The sequence below is a fragment of the Erwinia sp. AK-PDG3-5 genome (assembly GCF_056821705.1).
Genome location: NZ_CM165967.1, coordinates 1,732,139 through 1,744,303, shown reverse-complemented (window position 1 = coordinate 1,744,303; position 12,165 = coordinate 1,732,139). Strand labels below are relative to the sequence as shown.

11 protein-coding genes and 1 other annotated feature are annotated in these 12,165 nt (G+C 50.4%); of the genes, 8 read left to right on the top strand and 3 right to left on the bottom strand.

Annotated features, from left to right (window positions below; translation table 11 throughout):
- Positions 1–111: 111 nt before the first annotated feature.
- From AC1UKS_RS07840 to sbcB, 3 genes are all read left to right on the top strand, one after another.
- Entirely contained in the window at positions 112–1,212 is a 1,101-nt protein-coding gene (locus AC1UKS_RS07840; protein ID WP_482436312.1) for an acyltransferase family protein, read from the top strand.
- A 6-nt stretch (positions 1,213–1,218) separates the two neighbouring features.
- Positions 1,219–2,265, top strand: a complete 1,047-nt coding sequence (locus AC1UKS_RS07835; RefSeq protein ID WP_482436311.1) for an acyltransferase family protein — start codon at positions 1,219–1,221, stop codon at positions 2,263–2,265.
- Between the two features lie 150 nt (positions 2,266–2,415).
- Entirely contained in the window at positions 2,416–3,843 is a 1,428-nt protein-coding gene (sbcB, locus tag AC1UKS_RS07830; protein ID WP_482436310.1) for an exodeoxyribonuclease I, read from the top strand.
- A gap of 84 nt (positions 3,844–3,927) precedes the next feature.
- On the opposite strand, the gene AC1UKS_RS07825 is transcribed toward sbcB, so the two are convergent.
- The gene (locus AC1UKS_RS07825; RefSeq protein WP_013202916.1) at positions 3,928–5,283 is read right to left on the bottom strand and encodes an APC family permease; all 1,356 of its coding nucleotides are present in this window, start codon (positions 5,281–5,283) and stop codon (positions 3,928–3,930) included.
- 433 nt (positions 5,284–5,716) lie between these two features.
- A complete protein-coding gene (locus tag AC1UKS_RS07820) occupies positions 5,717–7,132 on the bottom strand; it encodes a glutamine synthetase family protein (protein WP_482436309.1) in 1,416 nt (471 codons plus the stop codon).
- Between the two features lie 230 nt (positions 7,133–7,362).
- Here AC1UKS_RS07820 and puuD point away from each other — a divergent pair, with 230 nt between their 5' ends.
- The 3 genes from puuD to AC1UKS_RS07805 are packed head-to-tail and all read left to right on the top strand — an operon-like array spanning position 7,363 to position 9,990.
- A complete protein-coding gene (gene puuD, locus AC1UKS_RS07815) occupies positions 7,363–8,127 on the top strand; it encodes a gamma-glutamyl-gamma-aminobutyrate hydrolase (protein WP_482436308.1) in 765 nt (254 codons plus the stop codon).
- Positions 8,124–8,681, top strand: coding sequence for an HTH-type transcriptional regulator PuuR (gene puuR, locus AC1UKS_RS07810; protein WP_013202919.1), 558 nt, complete (start codon positions 8,124–8,126; stop codon positions 8,679–8,681). The genes puuD and puuR overlap by 4 nt, the downstream gene beginning before the upstream one ends.
- Positions 8,682–8,712: 31 nt before the next feature.
- Positions 8,713–9,990: an NAD(P)/FAD-dependent oxidoreductase gene (locus AC1UKS_RS07805; RefSeq protein WP_482436306.1), complete on the top strand. Its 1,278-nt coding sequence runs from the start codon at positions 8,713–8,715 to the stop codon at positions 9,988–9,990.
- Between the two features lie 43 nt (positions 9,991–10,033).
- On the opposite strand, the gene AC1UKS_RS07800 is transcribed toward AC1UKS_RS07805, so the two are convergent.
- Positions 10,034–10,861, bottom strand: a complete 828-nt coding sequence (locus AC1UKS_RS07800) for an SDR family oxidoreductase (protein WP_482436305.1) — start codon at positions 10,859–10,861, stop codon at positions 10,034–10,036.
- A gap of 179 nt (positions 10,862–11,040) precedes the next feature.
- Between AC1UKS_RS07800 and hisL the strand changes: the two genes are divergently transcribed.
- Both hisL and hisG read left to right on the top strand, forming a co-directional pair.
- The gene (gene hisL / locus AC1UKS_RS07795) at positions 11,041–11,088 is read left to right on the top strand and encodes a his operon leader peptide (RefSeq protein WP_234591210.1); all 48 of its coding nucleotides are present in this window, start codon (positions 11,041–11,043) and stop codon (positions 11,086–11,088) included.
- Positions 11,064–11,186 (top strand) — a sequence feature (His leader region). (Overlaps the previous gene by 25 nt.)
- A gap of 77 nt (positions 11,187–11,263) precedes the next feature.
- Entirely contained in the window at positions 11,264–12,163 is a 900-nt protein-coding gene (hisG, locus tag AC1UKS_RS07790; protein ID WP_265910978.1) for an ATP phosphoribosyltransferase, read from the top strand.
- The last annotated feature ends 2 nt before the right edge of the window (positions 12,164–12,165 follow it).

Genomic DNA, 12,165 nt, shown 5'->3' with positions numbered 1-12,165 from the left:
TTTCCTTAAAGAAAACTGACATTCCTTACATATTCAGGCATTTCGCTACACTATCAATATTCATTTTTTTAACGTTTTTTCTTGTATATTTAGGTTGAGGAATAGGTAAGAATGAAGAAGCTTTTGGGCCTTGATGGTCTACGCGGTATGTTGGCACTCGGTGTTGCTCTCTCACATTCGTACAGCCATTTCACTGGTTGGCACACAGGCTATGATATTTTCCATAATCCCGATTATGCCGTTGATATTTTTTTTATACTTTCTGGAATAGTTCTTTACTATACCTATGAGACAAGAATCAAAAGTAAGTCTGTATCCACCTTAGATTATATCATTGTCCGCTTCTTCCGATTATACCCTCTCCATATCATTGCCGTAGCCCTGGTTCCACTCTGCTTATTCATATCCAGCGGGGAATTTTTTCCATCCTGGCTGGGTCAGATAACACCCTTCAATGTTATTGGTGATATTACTTTAACAAACTCTCTTGGCGTAGGGTTTATTCCTAAAACCAATATTCCAAGTTGGTCTATCTCAGTAGAGATGTTTGCAGGAACGCTAATACTTTTGCTGGCATGTGTCCATCGGGTAGTACCATGGATACTGCTCCTCACTGGTATAGCACTGTGTCTACTCTTAAATATTGAGGTTAAAGGGGCCTCCCAGGCTGCTTACCCCCTTCTTAGTGATGGTGTATTAAGGTGCTGGCTATGTATGTCGGCCGGAATCTGCGCTCTGCAGATTGTCATGAAATTCAGCAAGCAAATTACCATTCATGAAAACCTGGCTAAGTGCTATATCGCATTAATGTTTTCAATTATGATGATTGTTCTTTTTGGTATGCAACTTACCCTTCCATACTATATTTTTTTAACTTTGTGCATTAGCCTGGCAATATGTATACTGCCCCACATTAATTTTGAGGTTCGAGATTTTTTTGAATCCAAAACAATGTCAGAACTCGGCAAACTATCTTTTTCAATTTATATTATGCATACCCCTATCGTTTATCTGTTTTTACATTTTAAATCTAATTCCTTCAACTCGAATATCATTTACGCAACATTAGCTGTATTAGCGACCATTTTCGTCGCAAAAGTGACTTTCAAATATATTGAACTCCCTATGCATAAGTATGGTAAGCGATTAGTTGAGAAAAGGCATTTGAGTAAGCATGCTAATATTGACGAATCAACCCAACGAGCCCAGTAAGCTGAAATGATACCAAACAACAAAATAAAATATCTCGATGGTATCAGAGGGATTCTTGCAGTTATGGTTGCCCTGCATCATGCTTTTGGTAACTTTACTGGATGGAATTCACAAATTTATCCGATTAAAAACGCCGTCTATGCCGTTGATATATTCTTTATGTTGTCTGGTATCGTGCTCTATCACAATTATCATCATCCTGTTAGAGATAAACTATTCAGCCTCAAATCATTTTTCGTAGTCAGAGTGTTTCGTCTCTATCCAATGCATATTTTTACTTCATTGTTAGTCCCCGTTTTCCTCACTATGTCAATAGGTGCGTTTTATCCTGAATGGATAGGGAATGTAACCCCTTTAAACCTTTTTGGCGATTTAACATTACTCAGTTCATTGGGGCTTGGATTCCATCTTCTTACTAATGGGCCTAGTTGGTCAATTTCAGTTGAGTTATTTGTTGGGACAATAATTACTTTCCTTTGCTGCCGCTATAATAAAGCACCAATAATATTTATTCTCATCACTTTAATCCTTTCTTTAGTTATTAAGTTTGATGTTACCGGAATAAATCTTCCTAACATCCCCTTGATGACAAGCGGAATTATAAGATGCGTTTTTTGCATGAGTGCCGGAATCTTATGTTATCAATGGATACTTAAGAGTTCAAATCAGCTTTCAAAATATTCATCTTTGATATCTTTTACTGGAATAATATTAATTATTATCACAATATGCTTTTTAAAATTATCTTTAGTTGAATACTTTGCTATCTCATTCTTTTCTGCACTATCTGTCAATCTTTTCACAAAAGAAACGTTTCCAGCATTAAAAATACTGGATGTCGGTGTTTTCAAGTGGTTAGGGCAACGTTCTTTTTCAATCTATCTTTTGCATACACCCGTCATTTTTTTGATGATCCGCATGCAGAATAATGACATGAGTCATAACATCTATCTTGCAATATCATCGCTGGGTATAACGTTGATGCTTTCTGAATTTTCATTTAATTACATTGAGAAGCCATTCATAAAACTCTCTAAAAAATTCAAAAGTTAGTCGCAAATTTTCATAGTGTTTGTGCGAACTTAGGGGTTATTATTTCATTACTCAGATGATGACTACAGCTATCTAGATGTAGTGAAAAATTTTCATTTTCATTGCAACATTTTCAAAAAGTTAACGAACAAAGATGGACAAAGTAAAACAGTGAAAAACGAAACCAAACAGCCCACCTTCCTGTTCCATGACTATGAGACCTTCGGCAAAAGCCCGTCGCTGGACCGCCCAGCGCAGTTCGCGGGGATCCGAACCGACATGGACTTCAACATCATCGGTGAGCCTGAGGTGTTCTACTGTCAGCCTGCGGATGACTACCTGCCGCAGCCGGAAGCGGTGATGATCACCGGTATCACCCCCCAATTGGCTATAGCTAAAGGGGTCTCCGAGGCTGCTTTCACTAAACGTATTCATGCGCTGTTCAGCGAGCCCAATACCTGCATCGTTGGCTATAACAATGTGCGGTTTGATGATGAGGTCACGCGCAACCTGCTTTACCGCAACTTTTATGATCCCTATGGCTGGGCCTGGCAGAATGGCAACAGCCGCTGGGATTTGCTGGATGTGATGCGCGCCTGCTACGCCTTACGTCCTGAAGGGATTGCGTGGCCAGAAAATGATGATGGTTTGCCGAGCTTCCGTCTTGAGCATCTCACCAAAGTCAACGGCGTTTCCCATGAGAATGCGCATGATGCCATGTCTGATGTATACGCGACCATTGCCATGGCAAAACTGGTGAAAGAGAAGCAGCCGCGCCTGTATGACTTCCTGTTCACCCATCGCAATAAGAACAAGATCACTGCGCTGATTGATATTCCGCAGATGAAACCGCTGGTGCATATCTCCGGGATGTTTGGCGCGTTTCGTGGCAACACCAGCTGGATTGCCCCGCTGGCGTGGCATCCGGTCAATAAAAACGCCTTGATCACCTGTGATTTGGCCGGGGATATCACTCCCCTGCTGGAGCTGGATGCGGATACCCTACGTGAGCGTTTGTATACCCGCCGCGATGAACTGGGGGATAACGCGCCGGTGCCGGTCAAGCTGTTGCACATCAATAAATGCCCGGTGTTGGCGCCCGCCAATACGCTGCGCCCTGAAGATGCGGAACGTCTGGGAATTGACCGTCAGCGTTGCCTTGATAACCTCGCGATACTGCGTCAGCGTCCGGAAGTGCGGGAAAAAGTGGTGGCGTTATTCGCTGAAGCCGAGCCTTTTGCCGGCTCCAGCGACGTTGATGCCCAGCTGTATGACGGCTTCTTCAGTGATGCGGATCTCAACACCATGAACATTATTCAGCAGACGCTGCCAGAAAATTTACCGGCGCTGGATCTGACGTTTAACGATGCACGCATTGAAAAACTGCTGTTCCGCTTCCGCGCCCGTAACTATCCCGGCACGCTGGATGAAGCCGAACAGAAGCGCTGGTTACAGCATCGTCGTGAAGCCTTGAACCCGGAGCGAGTGCAAAGCTATGTGCAGGAGTTGGAAATGCTGTTCAATCAGTATGAAGGCGATCAGGCTAAGCTCGCCCAGCTGAAGGCCTTGTTCGACTATGCGCGAGAACTGGTGTCTTAACGGCCTCTGGCTGAACTGTTCATCAACTAGCACGATCAAAAAAGGGCGCCGAAGCGCCCTTTTCATTTGCAACATCGCCAGATATTACATCGGCTCTTCAGTGCACTGCGGCACCGGGTTGCGGAAGCTGCGGGTAACGAAGGCCAGATAAATCAGACCAATAGTGCCCCACACCAGACCCAGAATCATCGAGCTCTCTTCAAGGTTGATCCACAACGCACCGACCGTTAACGCACCGCACAGCGGCAACAGCAGGAAGTTGACGTTATCTTTCAGCGTTTTGTTGCGGCCTTCACGGATCCAGAACTGCGAAATTACCGACAGGTTAACGAAGGTAAATGCCACCAGCGCACCAAAGTTAATCAGCGCCGTCGCGGTCACCAGATCAAAGGTGATAGACGACAGGGCAATCGCGCCAACCAGCAGCACGTTCAACGCCGGTGTACGCCATTTCGGATGGATATAACCGAAGAAGCGCTCCGGGAAGACGCCGTCACGGCCCATCACATACATCAGGCGAGATACGCCAGCATGTGCCGCCATACCGGACGCCAGAACGGTGACACAGGAGAAGATCAGAATGCCGAACTGGAAGGCTTTGCCCGCCACGTAAAGCATGATCTCTGGCTGTGACGCGTCAGGATCCTTGAAACGTGAGATGTCCGGGAAGTAAAGTTGCAGGAAGTACGACACCACCACAAAAATCACCCCACCGATCAGTGCCGTCAGGAAGATTGCTTTAGGGATGACGCGCTCTGCATCTTTGGTCTCTTCAGACAGCGAACTGATGCCATCGAAGCCCAGGAACGAGAAGCACAATATGGTCGCACCGGTGATCATCGGTACCACGTGCGCATTCTCCGACCAGAATGGTTTGCTGCTGACCAGCGTGCCGGCACCTTCGCCGTGCGCTACGCCATACACCACCATTGCCATAATGGCGACCATCACCACTACCTGCAGCACCACGATCACGCTGTTGAAGTTGGCGACGGTTTTGATGCCTTTCAGGTTGGAAAGGGTCATAAAGCCGACCAGCATCACCACGAAGATCCATGACGGGATACCCGGCACCAGCGCTTCGAAGTAAATTTTAGCCAGCAGAATGTTGATCATCGGCATGAACAGATAGTCCAGCAGCGATGACCAGCCCACCATAAAACCGACGTGTGGGCTGATAGCTTTCTGAGCATAGGTATAGGCCGAACCTGCGGATGGGAAGCGACGGACCAACTTGCCATAGCTCAGCGCCGTAAACAGAATGGCGATTAACGCGAACGCATAAGCCGTGGCCACGTGACCATCGGTCAGGCCAGAGACAATGCCGAAGGTATCGAACAGGGTCATTGGCTGCATATAGGCCAACCCCATCATTACCACAGGCAATAATGTCAGCGTTTTTTTTAGTTGTGGACGGGACGTTTGAGGATTAAGCGACATGATTCAGCCTCCCCATAGCATCAACCGTTCTGGGTTGAACCACAGGGAAACTTCGCGCATTGCGAGAGCTGTTCTTACATTGGGAAACGGACTGGCAGGAGTGGGTGAAGGTGGTGCCTGCCGCGGCGCCGTAGTCATCACGCTGGCGGATACCGGCGTGAACAGGAGTAATAAAGTGTAGCCCCATCAATCTTATCCTCAACATAGCACGTCCGTGCGTGCTAAAAGCGACTATCTATCCGGTTCTGGACCGGCCTCTTAAATGCGAATGTGTTTTCTGCAAAAAAATAACCGGCGCATAAGCGTCGGTTATAGATTAATTTTGCAGGGCGCATATTCTGCACCAGACGGAGGCAGGATGACAAGAGGTTAAGGCCTTCAGTAACAATTTCTTTGCTTGCGGTTGCTTTGCGTCATCTTAGTGGATCTCCCGTCAGGCGTTTTTCAGCATCCAGTCAATTTCCGTTGCCGTAATCAGGCGTTCGAAGTGCATCAGTTCATGGTGCTTGCAGCTATGCCAGACGAAGCCGAAACGCTCGCCCAACAGTTTTTGCAGCGGATAACTTTGCTCAAACTCATACAGTGCATCGCTCTGGCGGATCGGCAACGGATTGCCGTCGGCTTCGTGACCATTTCCGGTGATCGCTGGGGGTAATGGCAGTTGGTTATCAATACCATGCAGCATACCGGCGAGGATCGCCGACATCACCAGATAGGGATTGGCATCTGCGCCGGCGACACGATATTCAATGCGGTGATTGTCGATATCTCCGCAAGGGATCCTCAGCGCCACGGTGCGATTGTTGTGGCCCCAGGAAGCCTGCAACGGGACAAAGGCCTCGGGCAAGAAACGGCGATAAGCATTCACGTTAGGCGCAAGCAGGGCCATGGAGGCGGGCATCAGATCAATCATCCCGGCCAGCGTCCGCTTCAGCAGCGGTGAGTTACTGCCATCATCGCAGGCGAAGGCATTGTGATCGGCTGCATCCAATACGCTAATATGTACATGCATGCCACTGCCAGCGTATTCCTCATAAGGCTTAGCCATAAAGGTCGCCGTCATACCATGATTTTCAGCCACCTGACGCACCAGGCGTTTCAGCTGAACGGCATGATCGCAGGCACTGAGGACATTGCGGGTATGATGAAGATTGATCTCGAACTGGCCTGGAGAGGCTTCGGCCAGCGCACCATCGGCGGGGATCCCCTGCTGTTTCGCTATCGTATCGATCTCGCTTAACACCTCGGAGAAGTGATCGAGGTTATCGACTGAGTACACCTGGCTTTGCATATTACGCTCGTCGCTGCCCGGCGCGCACGGTGGCTGAATAAAGCCTTCCGCATCACGCTTTTTGTCGACCAGATAGAACTCCAGCTCTACCGCTACCACTGGAAACAAACCTCGATTACGCAACTGTTGCCAGAGGTGATTGAGAACGTTCCGGGGTTCAACGTCAAAGGGAGTACCATCTTGATTGCGCATGGTCAAAAGCACCTGCGCCAGATGTTGAGGATCGGCTGCGGAGGGGATTAACGTGCCTTCTACGGGGATACAAATGTTGTCCGGTTCACCGAGTGCCTGGCCCAGACCGGCTTCTTCTACGGTGTTGCCGAGGATGTCCATTGCGAAAACGGAAGCGGGGAAGTAACAGCCTTTCTCGAGTTTGGTCAGATTAGCGAAGGGGATCCGCTTACCGCGAAAGACACCGTTGAGATCGTTAAGAAGAATATCGACGTACTGCGTTTCAGGGTGGCGTTCCAGATAAGCATGCACTTCATTCTGGAACGCGCTGGTTCGTTTCTGTTCACTGTGTCTCGTGAAGTCTTCTACTTCGACAATATTTGTCATAGTCCTGCCCGCCTTTGTCTGGTTAGTGTTGAGCGTTGCTCAAAATAACAGCCACATTTCTAACATAGCGCCAACACAAAAAGTGTGCAAATGTTACATTCAAGTTTATTTTGCCGCCAAATCAGTTTGAATATTGTGCAGTCGGTTGCTAGATTGAAAATATATTGTACAAATTTGCGTAGTAAACGCCTTTTCCGGTAGATATATTGAACAGCTTGGCGAGGGGAAAGATGGGCATTATATTTAACAAGCCATTGATTGGCGTAGTGATGTGCCAGATTGACAAGGGCGGTCATCCCACACAGATGGTGCATAACAAATATCTCGAAGCCGTGTTGCAGGCAGGCGGCGTCCCACTGGCGTTACCGCAGGGATTAATGTCTTCCCCCGATCTATTAGAAATTGCTATGGCTCCGCTATCTGGCCTGCTGCTGACCGGCAGCCCAAGCAATATTGAACCTCACCATTATGGCGAATCCGGTACCGAGGATTATGCCGACCCCGGTCGTGACCAGCTTGCCTTTGCCTTGATTAACGCCGCAACCGCTAAACGCCTGCCGGTTCTGGCTATCTGTCGTGGATTGCAGGAACTGGTGGTGGCAACCGGTGGCAGCCTGCACCGCCAACTGCATACGGTTCCCGGCTTCCAGGAACATCGGGAAGATGAAGCCTTAACGCTGGACGAGCAATACGCCCCGGCACACGAAGTCTACGTTGAGCCGGACGGCCTGCTTTCCCCCCTGGTGGAAGGCTGCGAGAAGTTCTGGGTCAATTCGCTACATCAACAGGGGATCCGCACATTAGGAGCCCCACTGCGCATCGAGGCGCGTGCCGCCGATGGCCTGATTGAGGCCGTCAGCCTGCGTGACCATCCTTTTGCTCTTGCGGTGCAATGGCACCCGGAATGGCAAAGCGAGACGTCGACGTTATCCCGCCTGTTGTTCAATGGATTTATTCATGCCTGCCAACGGTATCAGGAGGAAAGAAGGCCATGAGCGAAGCCACTGTGGCACCGGGACGACGTTTATCGGAAATCCGCCAACAGATGGGAATGTCACAACGGCGCGTCGCCGAACTCTCCGGCCTGACGCACAGCGCCATCAGTACGATCGAACAGGACAAAGTCAGCCCTGCGGTCAGCACGCTACAGAAGTTATTAAAGGTATACGGTCTCTCCCTTTCCGAATTTTTCTCCGAACCGGTAAAGGATGAGGCACCGAAAGTGGTGATTGATGCCCATGAGCTGATCGATATTGGCAGTCAGGGCGTGTCATTAAAGTTAATCCACAATGGCAATCCGGAACGCACCCTGGGCATGCTGCTGGAAACCTATGAACCGGGTGCCACCACGGGCGAAAAAATTCGTCATCAGGGAGAAGAGACCGGCACGCTGCTTGAAGGGCAAATTGTCCTGACCATCAGTGGCCAGAGCTATTCGCTGCATGCCGGGCAGAGCTACGTCATTAATACCGGCCTGCCCCACAGTTTTACCAATTCATTCGCACAGCCTTGTCGGATTGTCAGTGCGCATACCCCAGCGACGTTCTGAGCCGGGAACTTGATCAGCAAAGGAGGGAGTTATGGACCATGTGAAGAGTTACTATGCCGCAACGGCCAATCCTCACGCTCCCTGGCCACAGCTTGAAAACAGTATTCAGTGTGATGTTTGTGTGATTGGTGGCGGCTTTACCGGCCTGTCCTCCGCCCTGTTTCTCACCGAAGCCGGGTATGACGTGGTGGTGCTGGAAGCGGCTAAAGTGGGATTTGGTGCCAGCGGGCGCAATGGCGGCCAGGTAGTCAACTCTTACAGCCGCGACGTGGACGTCATTGAACAACGTTACGGTAAAGAGAGTGCCCGATTGCTGGGCAGCATGATGTTTGAAGGCGCCAGCGTGATCCGTGATCGCGTCAAACGTTATGATATCGCTTGTGATTACCGCCAGGGCGGAATATTCGCCGCGCTGAACAAACGTCAATTGCACCATCTGCAGGAGCAGCACAAACGCTGGAAACAGTACGGTAATAATGAGTTACAGATGCTGGATGAAACCGGCATTCGCCGTGAAATCGCCAGTGAACGTTACGTCGGTGGTTTGCTGGATAACAACGGGGGGCATATTCACCCGCTAAATCTGGCACTGGGTGAAGCAGAAGCGATTCGTAATCACGGTGGACGCATATATGAAGCGTCTGAAGTGATCTCGGTAGACTACGGCAATCCCCACCAGGTGAAAACCGCCAAAGGTCAGGTTAGCGCAAAATTTGTGATTTTCGCCGGAAATGCCTACCTGGCTCCGCATCTTGAGCCCCGATTAACGCGTTTGAGCATTCCCTGCGGTTCCCAAATTGTCGCCACCGAGCCCCTTTCCGCTGACAAGGCGCTGGCGTTATTGCCGAATAATCGTTGTGTGGAAGACTGTAACTATCTGCTGGATTACTACCGACTCACTGCCGATAACCGTCTGTTATACGGTGGCGGCGTGGTGTATGGTGCGCGTGAACCTGAAGACATCGATACGTTAATTCGGCCTAAGTTACTTAAGACCTTTCCACAGCTGGCGGGGATTAAGTTCGATTACCGCTGGAGCGGAAATTTCCTGCTGACGCTTTCCCGCATGCCGCAGGTTGGCCGCCTGGATAACGGCGTGTTCTATATTCAGGGCGACAGCGGACATGGCGTCACCTTTACGCATCTGGCTGGGAAGCTGGTTAGTGAAGCGCTGAGCGGCCAGCCACAGCGCTTTGATGCCTTCGCCAAACTCCCCCATCTGCCCTTCCCCGGCGGCCATCGCTTCCGCGTGCCGCTAACGGCGATTGGTGCGGCCTGGTACTCGCTGAGGGATCGGTTGGGGGTTTAAAGGGGAAACCTTTCTCTCCTTCAATGTGAGGCTGGTTGCGCCCTCACTTCAGCGGCATTTTCGCCGGATCCGGATAGCTGTACTCGAACCCCAGCTCGCTGCAAATCTTGCTGCCGTCGATGATCTTGCCTTTGTCTTCACCCGGCTCCTGAATAAACGTCGGTGGCGTCAAGCCGAGCTGTCGGGCGACGGCGGGATAGAACACGTTACGGGCAGGATGTTTCGGCGCGCTAAGGTTATAGATGTGGCCTCCCTTCGGCGTTTTCAGCAGTAAAGAAATCGCCGCAACCACATCTTCCAGATGCACCAGATTGACGCCATGGCTACCATCGGTCAAATCGATTTTCCCCGCCAGGAAGCGGCCCGGATGACGTTCTGGCCCCACCAGCCCGGACAAACGCAGGATATCGACTGAGGTATTCGGCAGATGGTGCAGCCAGTCCTCTAACTCCTTCAGCGTTTTGCCGGCCACCGTCTGTGGCTCAAGCGGCGAACTCTCTTTCATCACTCCTGAACCGCTGCCATAAACAGAGGTTGAGCTGGTGAAAATAATTCGCGGAATCGAGCGGGCCAGCGCGCTGTCGACAATCTGCTGCACCGCTAACAGATAGTTTGCGCCGCCTTCGGCTGTGCGGCTGGCTGGCAAGGTGATCACCAGCGCATCCACGCTCAGCAGCGCGTCTAAATCATCGGGATCGCAGATAAGTTCGGGCGTCAGCTCCAGCAGATAGCTTTCGATGCCGCACATGCGCGCCGCTTCAACCCCATCCAACGTGGTTTTACTGCCGGTAACCTGCCAGCCGTGGGCGGTAAGCGACAGCCCCAACGGCATCCCCAACCAACCCAGACCAATAATGGCAACTTTTTTCATCCTCTGACTCCTGTAGTGAGGCTTGCTCAATACCCTAAACCTACGCCAGCGGAGTGTCAGTGACAATGGACAGATGATGAGAGAATCTTTCATCATTGACAAAAAAGGGTTGCGCCTCGCTATCTCCTGCGTTAGGTTATTTGTCACGAAATGAATATCCATTCATCCAAGAGAATTTTATGACAAGCGTTCAGTTCAACCACCATCATCACCATCACCCTGACTAGTCTTTCAGGCGATGTGTGCTGGAAGACGAGTAGGATCTTCCAGTGGTGCAGAACGCAAGAGAAGCCCCCGGAAGATCACCTTCCGGGGGCTTTTTTTTGGGCCATGCCCTGGCCAGGATGGACGAACTGCCAATAATCTCAGGTCGAAGCAGACAGGAAATAAGGAAAGGTACCGATGTTAGATAACACCCGTTTACGCATAGCTATGCAGAAATCAGGCCGTTTAAGCGATGATTCACGCGAATTGCTCTCCCGCTGCGGCATCAAAATCAATCTGCAGCAGCAGCGTCTGATTGCCTTCGCCGAGAACATGCCGATCGATATTCTGCGCGTCCGTGATGACGATATTCCGGGCCTGGTCATGGATGGCGTAGTTGACCTTGGTATCATTGGTGAGAACGTGCTGGAAGAGGAGCTGCTGACCCGTCGCGCTCAGGGTGAAGACCCGCGTTATTTCACCCTCCGTCGTCTGGATTTTGGCGGTTGCCGTCTGTCACTGGCGATGTCCGTTGATGATGAATATACCGGCCCACAGTGTTTACAAAACTCCCGTATCGCCACCTCTTATCCGCACCTGCTGAAGCAATATCTGGACAAACAGGGCGTGGCGTTCAAATCCTGCCTGCTGAATGGTTCAGTCGAAGTGGCCCCGCGTGCCGGTCTGGCGGATGCCATTTGTGACCTGGTGTCTACCGGCGCCACGCTGGAAGCCAACGGCCTGCGTGAAGTTGAAGTGATTTACCGCTCTAAAGCCTGTCTGATCCAGCGTGACGGCGAAATGCCAGGCGCCAAGCAGGAACTGATCGACAAACTGATGACCCGTATCCAGGGTGTTATTCAGGCCCGCGAATCCAAATACATTATGCTGCACGCGCCAAGCGAAAAGCTGGAAGACATTATCTCCCTGCTGCCGGGTGCCGAGCGCCCTACCGTGCTGCCACTGGCGGGCGATAAGAGCCGCGTGGCGATGCATATGGTCAGCAGCGAAACCCTGTTCTGGGAAACGATGGAAAAGCTGAAAGCGCTGGGGGCCAGCTCCATCCTGGTATTGCCAATTGAGAAGATGATGGAGTAACC

What these genes read in the sequence shown, in the direction of transcription:
- AC1UKS_RS07840 (WP_482436312.1), top strand. Translation starts at nt 112, where the DNA reads ATGAAGAAGCTTTTGGGCCTTGATGGTCTACGCGGTATGTTGGCACTC.
- AC1UKS_RS07835 (WP_482436311.1), top strand. Translation starts at nt 1,219, where the DNA reads ATGATACCAAACAACAAAATAAAATATCTCGATGGTATCAGAGGGATT.
- AC1UKS_RS07825 (WP_013202916.1), bottom strand. Translation starts at nt 5,283, where the DNA reads ATGTCGCTTAATCCTCAAACGTCCCGTCCACAACTAAAAAAAACGCTG.
- AC1UKS_RS07820 (WP_482436309.1), bottom strand. Translation starts at nt 7,132, where the DNA reads ATGACAAATATTGTCGAAGTAGAAGACTTCACGAGACACAGTGAACAG.
- puuD (WP_482436308.1), top strand. Translation starts at nt 7,363, where the DNA reads ATGGGCATTATATTTAACAAGCCATTGATTGGCGTAGTGATGTGCCAG.
- puuR (WP_013202919.1), top strand. Translation starts at nt 8,124, where the DNA reads ATGAGCGAAGCCACTGTGGCACCGGGACGACGTTTATCGGAAATCCGC.
- AC1UKS_RS07805 (WP_482436306.1), top strand. Translation starts at nt 8,713, where the DNA reads ATGGACCATGTGAAGAGTTACTATGCCGCAACGGCCAATCCTCACGCT.
- AC1UKS_RS07800 (WP_482436305.1), bottom strand. Translation starts at nt 10,861, where the DNA reads ATGAAAAAAGTTGCCATTATTGGTCTGGGTTGGTTGGGGATGCCGTTG.
- hisG (WP_265910978.1), top strand. Translation starts at nt 11,264, where the DNA reads ATGTTAGATAACACCCGTTTACGCATAGCTATGCAGAAATCAGGCCGT.